Below are 15,918 nucleotides of genomic sequence, written 5' to 3'. Positions count from 1 at the left end.
AAAGCGGTGAACTCTACGACGCGAGACCGTATTCGGGTGGCTCGGAAGGAGTAAGGAGAAGCCCATGCAGCACGGTCCCGCGGTGCGCCGCCGGAAACTGGGCGCCGAACTGCGCGCGCTGCGCACCTCGGCGGGTCTCACCAGTGGTGAGGCGGCCCGGCTGGTGGGCTGGCACCAGTCCAAGGTCAGCCGGATCGAGACGGGCACGAGCGGGGTGAAACCGGCCGATGTGCGGTTACTCCTCGACGCCTACGGTGTGGCGGACTGCCAACTCCGCGAACTGCTCCTGGTGTTGGCGGAGTCCGAGGACGGGAGCGGCCGGCACCACTGGTGGCACGCCTACCGAGGGGTGCTGCCGCCGACCTACCGGGACTTCATCAGCCTGGAGTCCCAGGCCACGGCGATGCGCACGCTGGAGACCACCGTCGTCCCGGGGCTGCTCCAGACGCCCGAGTACGCGCGTGCGGTGACGAAGGCCGCCGTGGAGGGACTGTCGGAGGACCGGCTCGACACGCTGGTCGAGGTGCGACTGGCCCGGCAGGACGTGCTGCGCGCGGATCCGCCGCTGGAGCTGAGCGCCGTCCTGGACGAGGCCGTGCTGCGGCGGGAGGTGGGCGGGCCCGGAGTGATGGCCCGGCAGCTGGAACGGCTGGTCGAGGCGGCGCGCCTGCCCCAAGTGCGGCTCCAGGTACTGCCGTTCGCCGCCGGGGCGCACATCGGAGTCACCGGCCCTTTCGTTGTTTTCTCATTTTCGAGCACTTCTGATCTGAACGTGGTTGTTCTCGACCACTTGACGAGTAGCCTCTACCTCGAACGGAAAGAAGACCTCCAGGCCTACACGGAGGCCTTCAACGCCCTTCAGATCCACGCCCTTTCGCCCGAGGACTCGTTGGATTACATCGCCGGGACAGCCGCCGGCGCGTAAGGAGGCACCATGCGTGCACTGCCTCGTCATGTCCCCTCAAGCATCGAACTGCACGGTGTGCGGTGGTTGCGCAGCAGCTACAGCACCGGCGCGAACAACTGCGTCGAGACCGCGTGTCCGCAGACCCCACCCTGGGCCGGGCTGCTCGCCGTGCGCGACTCCAAGGACCCGGCCGGGCCCGCGCTGCTCTTCTCGTCGAGGAGCTGGGCGGAGTTCACGGCCGCGGTCGACCACATCTGACCGTTTCTGATCAGACCGTCATCGTTCAGACCGGGACTGTTCAGTCCATCATCGTGCGACGCCCGGCCGTGTCACGCCGACTCATGGCCGCGTCTCGCCGATCAGCCGTACAGCGCGTTCGATCTGTTCGCCGGCCAGATCCGCGCGGGCGGTCAGCCTGAGTCGTGAGATGCCGTCGGGCACGGAAGGAGGACGGAAGCAGCCCACGGCCAGGCCCGACGCGCGGCATTCGGCCGCCCAGCGCACGGCGTCCTCGGGAGAGGGCGCACGCACCGAGACCACCGCGGCGTCCGGACGTACCGCTTCCAGACCCGCGGCGGTCAGGCGTGCGTGCAGTTCGCCCGCCACCGCGCGGGCCCGTGCCGCACGTTCCGGTTCGCGGCGCAGCAGCCGCAGGGCCGCCAGGGCCGCGCCCGCAGCCGCGGGGGCGAGTCCCGTGTCGAAGATGAACGTCCGTGCCGCGTTGACCAGGTGGTCGATCACCCGGGCGGGGCCGAGGACGGCTCCGCCCTGGCTGCCGAGCGACTTGGACAGCGTGACCGTGACGACGACGTCGTCGGCGCCCGCGAGCCCCGCCGCGTGCGGGCCGCCCCGGCCGCCGTCGCCGAGGACGCCCAGGCCGTGGGCGTCGTCGACCACCAGCCCGGCGCCGTGCTCCCGGCAGGCCTCGGCGAGGGCCGTGAGCGGGGCCGCGTCGCCGTCGACCGAGAAGACCGTGTCGGACACCGTGATCGCCGTGCCCTCGTGGGCCGAGAGCGCCTTGCGCACGGCGTCCGGCTCGGCGTGCGCCACCACCTGGGTGGTGCCGCGGGCCAGCCGGCAGCCGTCGATGAGCGAGGCGTGGTTGCCCGCGTCGGAGACGATCAGAGAGCCGTGCGGGGCCAGAGCGGTGACCGCCGCGAGGTTGGCCGCGTAGCCGGAGGAGAAGACGAGGGCCGCCTCGAACCCGCAGAATTCGGCCAGTTCCCGTTCCAGTTCCGCGTGCAGTTCGGTGCTGCCGGTGACCAGCCGGGAGCCGGTGGAGCCACCGCCCCAGTCCCGCGCGGCACGGGCCGCGCCCTCGGTGACCTCGGGGTGCCGGGCCAGCCCCAGGTAGTCGTTGCTCGCCAGATCGAGGAGCGGCGATACGGCCGGACGGGGGCGCAGAGTCCGTACGAGTCCGGCGCGGCGGCGCACTCGCGCCTGCTCGTCGATCCAGCCGAACGCCATGGGTGGTCCTCCGGGAATTTTGTAGGCAGTGCACAGACACTAGCGGGACCACCAGCAGGTCAGTATGTGGCAATACCCACACCTCGAAGCGACTCTGTTGTGCGAACTCTCCTTGGCCCGGAGCGGGTGCGTAGGACAGGATCGGCTTTCATGGACCTGCTGAACACGCTGGTGGACAAGGGGCTTCGGCGCGAGCTGCCGACCCGCGAAGAGGCACTCGCCGTCCTCGCCACGACCGACGACGACCTGCTCGATGTGGTGGCCGCGGCCGGGAAGGTGCGCCGGCACTGGTTCGGCCGACGGGTGAAACTCAACTATCTCGTCAACCTGAAGTCCGGCCTGTGTCCCGAGGACTGCTCCTACTGTTCGCAGCGGCTCGGCTCACAGACGGGGATCCTCAAGTACACCTGGCTCAAACCCGACCAGGCGTCCGACGCGGCGGCGGCCGGTGTGGCCGGGGGCGCCAAGCGTGTGTGCCTGGTAGCGAGCGGGCGCGGTCCGACCGACCGGGACGTGGACCGGGTCTCCGACACGATCAAGGCCATCAAGGAGAGCAACGAGGGCGTCGAGGTGTGCGCCTGTCTCGGACTGCTCTCCGACGGTCAGGCCGAGCGGCTGCGCGAGGCGGGCGCCGACGCCTACAACCACAACCTCAACACGTCCGAGGCGACGTACGGGGAGATCACGACCACGCACACCTACGCCGACCGGGTGGACACGGTCGAGAAGGCGCACGCGGCGGGCCTCTCCGCCTGCTCCGGGCTGATCGCCGGCATGGGCGAGTCGGACGCGGACCTGGTGGACGTCGTCTACTCGCTGCGCGAGCTGGACCCGGACTCGGTTCCGGTCAACTTCCTGATCCCGGTCGAGGGCACCCCGCTGGCCAAGGAGTGGAACCTCACCCCGCAGCGCTGTCTCAGGATCCTGGCGATGGTGCGCTTCGTGTGCCCGGACGTCGAGGTGCGCATCGCGGGCGGGCGGGAGGTCCATCTGCGCTCGATGCAGCCGCTCGCCCTGAACCTGGCCAACTCGATCTTCCTCGGCGACTACCTGACCACCGAGGGCCAGGCGGGCAAGGCCGACCTGGAGATGATCGCGGACGCCGGCTTCGAGGTGGAGGGCACCGACCAGGTGACGCTGCCCGAGCACCGTTCCGGCGGCTGCCACGACGGTGGCGGGGTGTGCGGTTCCGAGGGCGGTGGAGGCTGCGGTTCCGCCGACGCGGCCCCGGAGGTCTCCGAGTCCCGTACGTCCGCCGATGCCCGGACCGATCTGGTCGCCGTGCGCCGCCGGGGCGCCGGGACGGACCTCGCGCCCAATGCCTGAGCGGACGGTGCCCGAGCTGCTGGAGCTCGACCGGCGGCATGTGTGGCATCCGTACGGCCCCATGCCCGGACGGCAGGAACCGCTCGTCGTGGAGTCGGCGAGCGGGGTTCGGATGCGGCTCGCCGACGGCTCGGGAGAGCTCGTCGACGGCATGTCGTCCTGGTGGTCGGCGATCCACGGCTACAACCACCCGGTGCTCAACGAGGCGGCGCGCGGGCAGCTGGAGCGAATGAGCCATGTGATGTTCGGCGGGCTCACCCACGAGCCCGCCGTACGCCTGGCGAAGCTCCTTGTCGATATGTCGCCCGACGGGCTCGAGCATGTCTTCCTCGCCGACTCGGGGTCCGTGTCGGTCGAGGTCGCGGTCAAGATGTGCCTGCAGTACTGGCGTTCGCTGGGCCGTCCCGGCAAGCAGCGGCTGCTGACCTGGCGCGGCGGCTATCACGGGGACACCTGGCAGCCGATGTCGGTGTGCGATCCCGAGGGCGGGATGCACGAGCTGTGGACCGGGGTGCTCCAGCGTCAGGTGTTCGCGGACGCGCCGCCCGCCGAGTACGACGAGGCGTACGCCGAGCAGCTGCGCACGACGGTCGAGCGGCACGCCGACGAGCTGGCGGCGGTGATCGTCGAGCCGGTGGTGCAGGGCGCGGGCGGGATGCGCTTCCACTCCCCCGCCTATCTGCGGGTGCTGCGCGAGGCGTGCGACGCGCACGACGTGCTGCTGGTGTTCGACGAGATCGCGACCGGTTTCGGCCGTACGGGCGCGCTGTTCGCGGCGGAGCACGCGGCCGTGACGCCGGATGTGATGTGCGTGGGCAAGGCGCTGACCGGCGGTTATCTGACCATGGCGGCGACGCTGTGCACCGCGCGGGTGGCCGACGGGATCTCGCGGGGCGAGGTGCCGGTGCTCGCGCACGGCCCGACCTTCATGGGCAATCCGCTGGCCGCGTCCGTGGCCTGTGCCTCGATCGAGCTGTTGCTCGGCCAGGACTGGCTCGCGGAGGTCAAGCGGATCGAGGCGGGGCTGCGGGACGGGCTGTCGGCGGCCTCGGAGCTGCCGGGCGTGACGGATGTGCGGGTCCTCGGCGCCATCGGGGTCGTGCAGCTCGATCACGCCGTGGACATGAAGGCGGCCACCGAGGCCGCCGTACGCGAGGGTGTGTGGCTGCGGCCGTTCCGCGATCTGATCTACACGATGCCGCCGTACGTCACCGGCGACGCGGACGTGGCGCGGATCGCGCGGGCGGTGTGCGCGGCGGCGCGGGAGGGATGACATGCCGGTACTGGTGATCACGGGCACGGGCACGGAGGTCGGCAAGACGGTCGTGACCGCCGCCGTCGCCGCGACGGCGAGGGCGGCGGGCCGTTCGGTGGCCGTGCTGAAGGCCGCGCAGACGGGCGTACGGCCGGACGAGCCGGGGGACGCCGCCGAGGTCGGGCGGCTCGCGGGCGCCGTGACGACGGCCGAACTCGCCCGGTATCCCGAGCCGTTGGCGCCGGCCACGGCCGCCCGCCGGGCCGGTCGCGCCCCGGTGCATCCGCACGAGGTCGCGGACGCCGCCGCCAAGCTGGCCGCCGAGCACGACCTGGTGCTGGTCGAGGGGGCGGGCGGACTGCTCGTCCGGTTCGACGCGGCCGGCGGCACCCTGGCGGACGCGGCCCGGCTGCTGTCGGCGCCGGTGCTGGTCGTGGCGCCCGCGGGGCTCGGCACGTTGAACACGACGGAGCTGACGGCGCGTGAGCTGCGCTCCCGGGGGCTGGACCTGGCCGGGATCGTGATCGGGAGCTGGCCCGCGGACCCGGATCTCGCGGCGCGCTGCAATCTCGCGGACCTGCCGGATGTGGCCGGAGCGCCGCTGCTGGGCTCCGTTCCCGCCGGGGCCGGAGGCCTCTCCCCCGCCGCCTTCCGGTCGGCGGCGCCGCACTGGCTGGCGCCGCGTCTGGACGGTACGTGGGACGCGGAGGCGTTCCGGATGCGGGAGGCGCCCCCGGCGTCCTGAGTCCGGACGGGCGGGCGCGCGGTGAAACCGGCGCGGACGTGATCGCGTGTTGGACTACGTACGTGATCACCTCTGGAGGGAACACCTTGCACGCGACACACGCACGCCTGTCCCGCCGCACGGCCCTCGCCGTGGGCACGGCCGCCGCTCTCTCGCTGGGCGGCGGCACGGCCCACGCGCTGCCCGCCACGGGCGGTGTCACCGCACGGCTGCGGGAGCTGGAGCAGAAGCACACCGCACGGCTGGGGGTGTACGCCCGCAATCTGCGCTCGGGCCGGACCGTGGCCTACCGGGCGGACGAGCGCTTCCCGATGGCCTCGGTGTTCAAGACGCTGGCCGCCGCTGCCGTCCTGCGGGACCTGGACCGCGACGGCGAGTTCCTGGCCAAGCGCGTCCACTACACGCAGGACTACGTCACGAAGTCGGGCTACTCCCCGATAACCAAGGAGAACGTCGCGACCGGCATGACCGTCGGTGAACTCTGCGACGCCACCATCCGCTTCAGCGACAACACCGCGGGCAATCTGCTGCTCGTGGAGCTGGGCGGGCCGAAGGCCGTCACGCGCTTCTGCCGCTCGATCGGTGACCGGGTCACCCGGCTGGACCGCTGGGAGCCCGAGCTCAACAGCGCGGAGCCATGGCGCGTGACCGACACGACCTCCCCGCGCGCCATCGGCCTGACCTACGCCCGTCTGGTGCTCGGCGACGCCCTGGAGTCCCGGGACCGCGCGCGGCTCACGGACTGGCTGCTGCGCAACACCACGAGCGGCGAGAAGTTCCGCAAGGCGCTGCCCGCGGACTGGCTGGTCGCCGACAAGACCGGCGGCGGACGCTACGGCGGCAACAACGACGTGGGCATCACCTGGCCGCCGGACGGTCCGCCGATCGTGATGTCCGTCCTGACCACCCAGCCGGAGGAGGACGCCCCGTCCGACAACCCGCTGGTGGCCGATGCCGCCGCGCTGCTGGCGTCGGAACTGGGCTAGGGAGCACGGGTGAGTGAGGGGCGGTCGTGGGACGCCTGGCTCGTCGCGGGCGCCGTCGGTGTCGCCGGCCTCCTGGCCCTGCACTCCGCCGTGCCGGGCGGGGTGGGACGGCTCGGAAGTCTCCTGGAGACGTTCCTGCCGTGGCTGGGCGTGGCCGTTCCTCTGCTCGGCTGCCTCGCCGCGCTCAAGCGGTCGAAGGCCGGGCTGCTCGCCTGCCTCGCGCCGATGGCCGTCTGGTTCTGGATGTTCGGCGGGCAGTGGTTCTCCTCGCCCCCGGAGTCCCACGACCTGACGGTGGTCCAGCACAACGTGGCCGATGACAACGCCGACCGCTCCGGAACCGCACGGGCGCTGCTCGCCACGGGTGCGCAGCTGGTGGCCGTCGAGGAACTGACGGCTGCCGCACGGCCCGCGTACCAGAAGGTCCTGGGCGCCTCCCGGCCGCACCGGGCGGTGCACGGCACGGTGGGTCTGTGGTCGGCCTGGCCCCTGTCGGACGTAAGACCCGTGGACATCCGGCCCGAGGGCTTCCCGGAGAGCTGGCAGCGCGGCCTGCGGGCCACGGTGTCCGCGCCCGGTGGAGAGGTCGCGGTGTATGTGGTCCATCTGCCGTCCGTCCGGCTGGGCCCGACGGGTCTGGCGTCGGCGGCCCGTGACGAGAGCGCGGCGCTGCTCGGGGCGCGGATCGCGGACGACCCGGCGGAGAGGCTCCTGCTGATGGGCGACCTCAACGGCACGGTGTGGGACCGGGGACTCGGACCGCTCACCTCCCAACTGGACGCCCCTTCCTCGAGGTTCGCGTTCAGTTGGCCGGCCGCCTTCCCGGTGGCGCGGATCGACCAGGTGCTGGGGAGAGGAGCCGAGGTGACGGAGGTGTCCGCTCTGGACGCGACCGGGAGTGACCACCTTCCGGTGCTGGGGCGGGTCCGTCTGGGCTAGTCGAGTCGGCGGCGGCAGGGGTGCGGCGGGGTCGCGCGGGGGACAATCCCGGTAGGTCCGCCTAGCAGGGAGGTCTCCATGCCGCTCCGCTCCGGCAAGGTGCCGCGGGATGCCGTGCACCATCCGCTGTTCGCCCGCTACTACGCCCGGATCAGCGTCGCCGCCGAGACCCGGATGGGTATGGGCAGGGTGCGCGGGAGACTGCTCGACGGGCTGTCCGGGCGGGTGCTCGAGATCGGCGCGGGCAACGGGCTGAACTTCGCGCACTACCCGGGCACCGTCTCGGAGGTCGTGGCCATCGAACCGGAGCGGCGGCTGCGGAAGCTGGCCGTGGAGGCCGCCCTGCGCGCCGAGGTGCCGGTGGACGTGGTGCCGGGGGCGGCCGAGGCGCTGCCGGTCAAGAGCGAGGGATTCGACGCGGCGGTGGTGTCGCTGGTGCTGTGCAGTGTGCGGGACGTGCCCCGGGCGCTCGGGGAGCTGCGGCGGGTGCTGCGGCCGGGTGGTGAGGTGCGGTTCTTCGAGCACGGCCGGGGCGGCGGCCGGGTGATGACCCTCAGCCAGCGCGCGCTGGACCGGACGGTGTGGCCGGTTCTGAACGGCGGCTGCCATCTGTCGCGGGAGCCGGTGCGGGCGCTGCGCGACGCCGGTTTCGAACTCGGCCCCTACCGGCGGGTGCTGATGCCGGAGCAGGGACCTGCGCTGCCCACCTCGTACTGCGTGCTGGGCACGGCATGGCGCCCGGTCGGCAGCTAGTCACACCGTCACAGGCTCCACTGCCGCAGCTCCTGCTCGATGTCCCGCAGGGACGCCTCACCGCTCTTGACCAGCTTGGCGAGGTCGCGGACCTGCTCGGGTGAGGTGACGACCTTGGCACCGCTGGCGACCAGGTACGCGTAGGCGACGGCGGAGGCGAACAGGGCGTTGGAGCGTTCCAGCGCGGGGACGTGGATCAGGAGCTGGAGCAGCGCGGCGGCGCGGGCGTGCGGGCTGTCGTAGACAGGGACGTCGAATATGGCGGCCTGGTGGCGTGCGACGGCGGCGACGAGGGCTCCCCAGTCGGTGACCTGGGGGTCTCCCGGGGTCTTGTGCTCGGCGAGCATCAGCAGCCAGGCGAGATCGATCTCGAGGTTGTTCAAGGGATCAGTGACGACCTTCGCGCGTGCCCTCGCGGTCGACGCCGAATTCGTCGGCGAAGACGGACTCGTACTGCTTCATGAAGTCGGCGGCGGCCTCCACGAAGGTGTGGCCCACCTCGCCGGTGTCCTGTCTGACCAGCTCCTCGATGTAGCGATTGACGCTCATGCCGCGGGCCAGGGCGCGTTCGCGGGCGGCTCGGGCGGTGCCCTCGTCGACTCGCACGTTCAGCTGGGTCTTCGCCATACCTAGACGCTAGCGCGGATCCGCTAGCACCGGCAAGGCCGGGACTCCGACTCGCGGAGGATACCGAGTGTGGGCCGCGTCACATTACCCTCGGGCAAGACGGCGAAGTCCGGACATCCACCCCGAGGAGGCGGCCTTGTCCACACCTGCTGCGGAGCACGCCCCAGGCCTCGCGTCGGCCGACGGGATCGCGGCCCGCGCCCGCGGTCTGACCAAGGCGTACGGCTCGGGCGAGACGGCCGTGCTCGCGCTGGACTCGGTGGACGTGGATGTCGCGCGGGGCCGGTTCACCGCGGTGATGGGGCCGTCGGGCTCCGGGAAGTCCACGCTGATGCACTGCCTGGCGGGGCTCGACACCGTCTCGGCCGGTCAGGTGTGGCTCGGCGACACGGAGATCACGGGGCTGAAGGAGCGCGAGCTGACGCGGCTGCGCCGGGACCGGATCGGGTTCATGTTCCAGTCGTTCAACCTCATCCCGACCCTGAACGCGCTGGAGAACATCACCCTGCCCATGGACATCGCGGGCCGGAAGCCCGACGAGTCGTGGCTGGACCAGGTCATCGACACCCTGGGGCTGCGGGACCGGCTCAAGCACCGGCCGTCGCAGCTCTCCGGGGGCCAGCAGCAGCGCGTGGCCTGTGCGCGGGCCCTGGCCTCGCGGCCCGAGCTGATCTTCGCGGACGAGCCGACCGGCAACCTCGACTCGCGCGCCGGTCTGGAGGTGCTCGGCTTTCTGCGCGAGGCGGTGGACCAGCTGGGCCAGACGGTCGTCATGGTCACCCACGACCCGGGCGCCGCCGCCCACTCGGACCTGGTGCTCTTCCTCGGGGACGGGCGGATCGTGGACGAGATGCCGCGGCCGACGGCGGAGGCCGTGCTGGAGCGGATGAAGAGGTTCGACACGATCCGCACCCGGTTCGAGGACACCCCGTCCGCCGCGAGGTCCGAGGACACGCCGTCCGCCGAGGAGAACTGACCCGTGCTCAAGGCGACCCTGAGAAGCTTCCTGGCGCACAAGGGGCGGCTGCTGCTCTCCGCGCTCGCCGTCCTGCTGTCCGTCGCCTTCGTCGCGGGCAGCCTGATCTTCTCGGACACGGTCAGCCGTACGTTCGACCGGCTGTTCGCCTCCACCGCCGCCGATGTCACGGTCAGCCCGAAGGAGGACCTCGACGAGGCCGTGCCCTCCGGCCGGACGGCCACCCTGCCGGCCGCGCTCGCCGCACGGGTGCGGCAGGTCGACGGGGTCGCGGCGGCGCGGGCCGAGGTGGACGTGGACGGCCTCACGGTCGCCGACGAGAAGAACGAGCCGGTGGGCCCGACCACGGGGGCTCCCACGCTCGGCACCGCCTGGAACCCGACCGAGCGCAGCCCGGTGGAGCTGACCTCGGGTCACGCCCCGCGCGGCCCCGCCGAGGCGCTGCTCGACTCGGAGACCGCCGGCCGCAAGGACGTGAAGATCGGTGACACCCTCACCGTGATCGCGCCGCCCGGGTCGTTCAAGGTCGAGGTCGTCGGCATCGTCACCTTCACCACCACCAACCCCGGCGCCGCCCTGGTCTTCTTCGACACCCGGACCGCGCAGACGAAACTGCTGGGCAGCCCGGGAGGCGCCACCAGTATCTCGGTCGACGCCGCCGACGGGGTCAGCGACGCACAGCTCAAGCAGCGCGTGTCCGCCGCGCTGGGCGCGCACACCTACGACTTCAGGACGGCCGGCGAGCAGGCCGAGTCGGACGTCGAGCAGCTCGGCGGATTCCTCGACGTCATCAAGTACGTGATGGTCGGGTTCGCCGGGATCGCCGTGCTGGTGGGTGTGTTCCTGATCGTCAACACCTTCTCCATGCTCATCGCCCAGCGCACCCGCGAGCTGGGGCTGCTGCGCGCGCTCGGCGCCGACCGGCGCCAGGTCCGCCGCTCGGTCCTCGTCGAGGCCCTGCTGCTCGGCCTCGTCGGCTCCACGCTGGGGCTCGCGGCGGGCATCGGGCTGGCGGCCGGGCTCATCGAGCTGATGGGTCTGCTCGGCATGAACATCGACGCCGGCGAGATGGTCATCGGCTGGGTGACGCCCGTGACGGCGTACGTCGTCGGACTCGGGGTCACCTTCGTCGCCGCGTACCTTCCGGCGCGGCGGGCCGCGGGGGTCTCGCCGATGGCCGCGCTCTCGGACGCCGAGGTCGCCGGGGTGGGCCGGCCGCTGCGGATGCGCGCGGTGGCGGGCGCGATCGTCGGGGCGGCCGGGGCGGCGGCGCTCGCGGGGTGCGCGGCGTCCGGACAGACCTCGTCGGCGGCGTCCCTGCTGGGGCTCGGTGTCGTGCTGACCTTGATCGCCACCGTGATCGCCGGTCCGCTGCTGGTGCGCCCGGTGATCCGGGTGCTCGGCGCGGCCTTCCCCGCGCTGTTCGGGTCGATCGGCCGGATGAGCCAGCGCAACGCCCTGCGCAATCCCCGCCGTACGGGGGCCACCGCGGCGGCCCTGATGGTGGGACTCGCCCTGGTGGGCGGGATGTCGGTGGCCAGCGCCTCGATGACCAAGTCGTTCGACCAGCAGATCGACAAGACGCTGGGCGCCGACTACGTCATCCAGAACACCAACTTCCTGCCGTTCCCGAAGGAGGTCACCGACGAGGTGCGCGGCACCGACGGCGTGGGCCTGGTGGTGCGGGGGCGGTTCACGCCGGTCGCGGTGCGGCTGCCGGACGGCGACCGGGTGGAGACGACCGCGGCGGGCTACGATCCGCGGCTCGACGAGGTCGCCAACATCACGTACGCGCAAGGGGACTCGGCGGCGGCGCTGGCGGACGGGCGCCTGGCCATGGACCGGGACTTCGCGCGCGACCACGGCGTGCGGGTGGGCAGCACCGTCCCGGTTCAGTTCCAGGGCGGACGCACGGCCGAGCTGAAGGTCGGGGCCCTCACCGACCAGGACTCCGCCGAAGGATTCGGCACCCAGGGCGGGCTCTACTTCGGGCTCGCCACCCTGGAACGGTACGCGCCGGGCGGGCAGGACTCCGCGCTGTACGTCAACGCCACCCCCGGCACGAGCGACGACGACCTGCGCGCGAACCTGGAACGGACCCTGGATCCGTACCCGCAGGTGCAGGTGCGGGACCTGGCCGACTACAAGCAGCTGGTGCACGACCAGATCGCCGTCCTGCTGTACTTGGTGTACGCGCTGCTGGGGCTGGCGATCATCATCGCGGTGCTCGGCGTGGTCAACACCCTCGCCCTGTCGGTCGTCGAACGCACCCGGGAGATCGGGCTGCTGCGGGCGATCGGGCTGGCCCGGCGTCAGCTCCGGCGGATGATCCGGCTGGAGTCGGTGGTGATCGCGGTGTTCGGGGCGGTCCTGGGGCTGGCGCTGGGGCTGGTGTGGGGTGTGTGCACGCAGCAGGTGCTGGCGCTCCAGGGCATGACGGCCCTGGCGATCCCGTGGGGGACGATCGTCGCGGTGGTGATCGGCTCGGCGGTGGTGGGCGTGGTGGCGGCGCTGCTGCCGGCGTTGCGTGCATCGCGCATGAATGTACTGGCGGCCATCGCGCACGAATGATGGAATCGCGGCAGTCACTCAAGTCCCTTCCCGGTGAGGAGAGTTCATGCCGCGCCCGTTCCGTTTCGGAATCAACATGCTCACGGCCGCCCCTGGCGAGGAGTGGCGCGCCAAGTGCCGCCGGGCCGAGGAGCTCGGCTACGACGTGATCCTCGTCCCCGACCATCTGGGCATGCCCGCGCCCTTCCCGGCGCTGGTGGCGGCGGCCGAGGCGACCGAGCGGCCGAGGCTCGGCACCTTCACGCTCAACGCCGGTTTCTGGAACCCGGCGCTGCTGGCCCGCGAGGTGGCGACGACGGACGCGCTGACGGGCGGGCGCCTGGAGCTCGGGATAGGCACCGGCTACGCACGGGACGAGCACGAGTCGGCCGGGCTGCCGTTCGGCTCGCCGGGCGAGCGGGTGGACCATCTGCGGCGCACCGTGGAGGAGTTGGAGCGGCTGCTGGCCTCCGAGGAACACCAGCCGCGGGCGGCGCAGCGCCCGCGGATACCGCTGCTGGTCGGCGGGAACGGCGACCGGATGCTGCGGCTGGCCGCCGAGCACGCCGACATAGCGGCGTTCACGGGTGCGCGCACGGCACCCGGCAGCACCACCGGGCAGTTGACGCCGATCAGCCCGGACGACCTCGAAGAGCGGGTGGCGCGGTATCTGAAGTTCGCGGAGGGCCGCGCGGAGCCGGCCGAGCTGAACCTGCTCGTGCAGGTGGTGATCGGCACCGAGGACCGCGAGGCCGCCATCCAGCCGTTGCTGGACCGCGTACCGGGTCTGACGGCCGATGAGGTCCTGGACCTTCCGGTGACCCTGGTCGGCACGACGGACGAGATCACCGCCCAGGTCCTGGCCCGGCGCGAGCGCTACGGCTTCACGTATCTGACCGTCCTGGAGCCGTACATGGAGGCGTTCGCGCCGGTCATCGCGCGGTTGCGAGAGGGTGGAGCCGGCTAGCGCGTCACGCGGTGGCGGAGGTAGACGACGTTCGAGCTGTAGGTGCGGGTCTCCACGAGTTCGAGATCCACCCGGCGCTCGTTCCGGGGAAAGAAGGAGATGCCGCCGCCGACCAGCACCGGGTAGACCATGGCCCGGTACTCGTCGATCAGGCCCGACGCGGCGGCCTCGGCGGCGAGCGTCGCGCCGCCGATCGCGATCTCGCCCTCCCCCGGCTCGGCCCGCAGCCGCTCGATCTCCTCCGCCACGCCGCCGGAGGCCAGGCGGGCATGCCCCTCCACCGTCGACAGGGTGGTGGAGAAGACCACCTTGGGGAGCGGGTTCCAGAGCGCTGCCCATTCGCGCCCCGCGTCGTCGAGCGCGGGATCCTGCTCGGCGGTCTCCCAGTAGAGCATCGTCTCGTACAGCCGCCGCCCCATCAGGTGGACGCCGACGTCCCGGATCTCGTCGATCCAGAAGCGGAAGACGTCCTCGCCGGGCACGCTCCAGTCGAAGCCGCCGTCCGGCCCGACGATGTAGCCGTCGAGAGAGACGTTCATCGAATAGGTCACGCTGCGCATCAGCAGTCCTCCTCGGCATCGGGTTCGACCGGCGGCCGCCGATCGATGTATCCACCCTCAAAGCTTGAACACAAATTGCACACACCCTCTCTCCATACTGGCCCCGATGGTCTAGATTGACCGTGCTTCAGCTGTTCGGGCACGAGGCGACCCTTAATGATCAATAGGTCCAACGCTGTACCAAGCCGGTGGGACGGGCGAATCCGCTGCCGCCGGGGCGGGCTGTTCAGGCAGCCCTGCGAGCGCTGGAATGTCATGCGCACGACGAGGGAGGCGGGGGCCTCCCCGGGGGAGAACGGCGCGGGAGGCGGGGGCCTCCCGGAGGGGGAGGAACAGTGTCGGGCGAGCACGTCGAGCCACTGGGGACCTGGGGGGTTCTGTGCGGCAAGGGGGATTAGCCAGCCCGTATCCGTCAGCACGCGGGCGTCTGGCGGACGGGGCGATCGATCAGCCCGCGATCGACTGGGAGCAGCGGTACCGCCGTACCGTGATCACCACCGATACCGTGGCCACCGCCTTCGTGGTGGCGGCGATCGGCAACTTCTTCGGGGCGCGGGACGCGGCCAACTGGCACGAGAAGTGGGGAATCCTCGCCTTCGGCACCGAGCTGCTGGTGCTGGGGGCGCTCGCGGTGGGCCGGGCGTGGGCGCCGGCCGTACTCGGCCAGGGCGCTGAGGAATTCCGCCGGCTCGGACGCTCGCTGTTCGCGGCGACCGTCGTACTGGCCCTCGGCGGTATCGCCCTCACCTCGCGCAACATCAAGCTCTGGATCTTCGTCGCGATCCCCGCGATCGCGCTCGTCACCATGACCGCGCGGTATCTGCTGCGCCTCTGGCTGCACAAGCAGCGTAAAGAGGGCCGCTGTCTGAGACCGGTGCTCGCCGCCGGGAGCCCGGCCACCGTGCACGACCTGATCACCCGGACCCGCAAGTTCCCGCACCTCGGCTGGCGGGTGGACGCGGTGTGCACGACGGACGGGCTCGGGCCGGACGGCGATCAGCTCGACGGAGTGCCGGTCGTCGGCCGGCTGACGGACGTCGCGGGCCATGTCAGCCGCGACGGCTACCGGGTCGTCGCGGTCACCCCGGACCCGCATTGGTCACCGGACCGGCTGCAGCGGCTGGCCTGGAACCTCGAGGGCAGCGACGCCGAGATGGTCGTGGCCCCCGTGCTGATGGAGGTGGCCGGCCCGCGACTGCACGTCGACGCGGTGCTCGGGATCCCGTTGCTGCGGGTCAGCATGCCGGCCTTCACCGGCGGCCGCCGGGCGGTCAAGGGGGTCGTCGACCGGATAGGCGCAACGTTTCTGCTGATGTTGTTCGCGCCGCTGATGGCGTGCGTCGCGCTGCTCGTGCTGATGGACAGCCGGGGCGGGGCGTTCTACCGCCAGCGCCGGGTCGGCAAGGACGGCCGCGAGTTCACCATCCTCAAGTTCCGCACCATGGTCGCGGGGGCGCACGGCGCCCGTGCCGAACTGGCCGAACGCAACGAGGGCGCGGGCCTGCTGTTCAAGCTCCGCCGGGATCCGCGGGTGACCCGGGTGGGGGCGGTGCTGCGCCGGTACTCGCTCGACGAGCTGCCGCAGCTGTTCAACGTGCTCACCGGATCGATGTCGCTCGTCGGCCCGCGGCCTCCGCTGCCGGAGGAGTCCGCGGCGTACGGGCCGGACATCAGGCGGCGGCTGCTGGTCAAGCCCGGGCTCACCGGCCTGTGGCAGATCAGCGGACGCAGCGACCTGTCGTGGGACGAGGCGGTCCGGCTGGACCTGCGCTACGTGGAGGACTGGTCGCTCGCGCTGGACACAGTGATCTTGTGGAAGACGCTGCGTGCGGTGCTGCACGGGCAGGGGGCGTACTGATG

The 15,918-nt window shown here is 71.8% G+C and carries 16 protein-coding genes; 12 read left to right on the top strand and 4 right to left on the bottom strand.

Annotation, left to right across the window (positions count from 1 at the left end):
* Positions 1–64: 64 nt before the first annotated feature.
* The gene (locus NNW99_RS33340) at positions 65–925 is read left to right on the top strand and encodes a helix-turn-helix transcriptional regulator (RefSeq protein ID WP_215122862.1); all 861 of its coding nucleotides are present in this window, start codon (positions 65–67) and stop codon (positions 923–925) included.
* A 9-nt stretch (positions 926–934) separates the two neighbouring features.
* On the top strand, positions 935–1,165 hold the full coding sequence (locus NNW99_RS33335; RefSeq protein WP_215122861.1) for a DUF397 domain-containing protein: 231 nt from the start codon (positions 935–937) through the stop codon (positions 1,163–1,165).
* An 81-nt stretch (positions 1,166–1,246) separates the two neighbouring features.
* On the opposite strand, the gene NNW99_RS33330 is transcribed toward NNW99_RS33335, so the two are convergent.
* Entirely contained in the window at positions 1,247–2,374 is a 1,128-nt protein-coding gene (locus NNW99_RS33330) for an 8-amino-7-oxononanoate synthase (RefSeq protein WP_215122860.1), read from the bottom strand.
* 150 nt (positions 2,375–2,524) lie between these two features.
* Here NNW99_RS33330 and bioB point away from each other — a divergent pair, with 150 nt between their 5' ends.
* The 6 genes from bioB (at position 2,525) to NNW99_RS33300 (ending at position 8,378) form a co-directional block, all read left to right on the top strand.
* Complete coding sequence (gene bioB / locus NNW99_RS33325) at positions 2,525–3,700, top strand: biotin synthase BioB (RefSeq protein ID WP_215122859.1); 1,176 nt, start codon at positions 2,525–2,527, stop codon at positions 3,698–3,700.
* Entirely contained in the window at positions 3,693–4,973 is a 1,281-nt protein-coding gene (locus NNW99_RS33320) for an adenosylmethionine--8-amino-7-oxononanoate transaminase (protein ID WP_215122858.1), read from the top strand. Before bioB ends, NNW99_RS33320 begins: the two co-directional genes overlap by 8 nt.
* A gap of 1 nt (position 4,974) precedes the next feature.
* A complete protein-coding gene (gene bioD / locus NNW99_RS33315; RefSeq protein WP_215122857.1) occupies positions 4,975–5,700 on the top strand; it encodes a dethiobiotin synthase in 726 nt (241 codons plus the stop codon).
* 86 nt (positions 5,701–5,786) lie between these two features.
* Entirely contained in the window at positions 5,787–6,686 is a 900-nt protein-coding gene (gene bla, locus NNW99_RS33310; protein WP_215122856.1) for a class A beta-lactamase, read from the top strand.
* A gap of 9 nt (positions 6,687–6,695) precedes the next feature.
* The gene (locus NNW99_RS33305; protein WP_215122855.1) at positions 6,696–7,625 is read left to right on the top strand and encodes an endonuclease/exonuclease/phosphatase family protein; all 930 of its coding nucleotides are present in this window, start codon (positions 6,696–6,698) and stop codon (positions 7,623–7,625) included.
* A 78-nt stretch (positions 7,626–7,703) separates the two neighbouring features.
* A complete protein-coding gene (locus NNW99_RS33300) occupies positions 7,704–8,378 on the top strand; it encodes a class I SAM-dependent methyltransferase (RefSeq protein ID WP_215122854.1) in 675 nt (224 codons plus the stop codon).
* 8 nt (positions 8,379–8,386) lie between these two features.
* On the opposite strand, the gene NNW99_RS33295 is transcribed toward NNW99_RS33300, so the two are convergent.
* A complete protein-coding gene (locus NNW99_RS33295; protein ID WP_193482191.1) occupies positions 8,387–8,761 on the bottom strand; it encodes a fic family toxin-antitoxin system, toxin component in 375 nt (124 codons plus the stop codon).
* Positions 8,762–8,765: 4 nt separating this feature from the next.
* Positions 8,766–9,005, bottom strand: a complete 240-nt coding sequence (locus NNW99_RS33290) for a toxin-antitoxin system HicB family antitoxin (RefSeq protein WP_184599608.1) — start codon at positions 9,003–9,005, stop codon at positions 8,766–8,768.
* 136 nt (positions 9,006–9,141) lie between these two features.
* Between NNW99_RS33290 and NNW99_RS33285 the strand changes: the two genes are divergently transcribed.
* The 3 genes from NNW99_RS33285 to NNW99_RS33275 are packed head-to-tail and all read left to right on the top strand — an operon-like array spanning position 9,142 to position 13,498.
* The gene (locus NNW99_RS33285; RefSeq protein WP_215122853.1) at positions 9,142–9,981 is read left to right on the top strand and encodes an ABC transporter ATP-binding protein; all 840 of its coding nucleotides are present in this window, start codon (positions 9,142–9,144) and stop codon (positions 9,979–9,981) included.
* A 3-nt stretch (positions 9,982–9,984) separates the two neighbouring features.
* A complete protein-coding gene (locus NNW99_RS33280; protein WP_215122852.1) occupies positions 9,985–12,552 on the top strand; it encodes an ABC transporter permease in 2,568 nt (855 codons plus the stop codon).
* A gap of 46 nt (positions 12,553–12,598) precedes the next feature.
* Positions 12,599–13,498, top strand: a complete 900-nt coding sequence (locus NNW99_RS33275; RefSeq protein WP_215122851.1) for an LLM class F420-dependent oxidoreductase — start codon at positions 12,599–12,601, stop codon at positions 13,496–13,498.
* On the opposite strand, the gene NNW99_RS33270 is transcribed toward NNW99_RS33275, so the two are convergent.
* Positions 13,495–14,058, bottom strand: coding sequence for a dihydrofolate reductase family protein (locus tag NNW99_RS33270; RefSeq protein WP_215122850.1), 564 nt, complete (start codon positions 14,056–14,058; stop codon positions 13,495–13,497). The genes NNW99_RS33275 and NNW99_RS33270 overlap by 4 nt on opposite strands.
* A 379-nt stretch (positions 14,059–14,437) precedes the next feature.
* Between NNW99_RS33270 and NNW99_RS33265 the strand changes: the two genes are divergently transcribed.
* Positions 14,438–15,916, top strand: a complete 1,479-nt coding sequence (locus NNW99_RS33265; protein WP_215122849.1) for a sugar transferase — start codon at positions 14,438–14,440, stop codon at positions 15,914–15,916.
* The last annotated feature ends 2 nt before the right edge of the window (positions 15,917–15,918 follow it).

This window comes from Streptomyces sp. CRCS-T-1 (assembly GCF_024442335.1).
Classification (GTDB): Bacteria; Actinomycetota; Actinomycetes; order Streptomycetales; family Streptomycetaceae; genus Streptomyces; species Streptomyces koelreuteriae.
The sequence above is the reverse complement of the archived record's forward strand: the minus strand, read 5'-3'. Positions and strand labels throughout refer to the sequence as shown.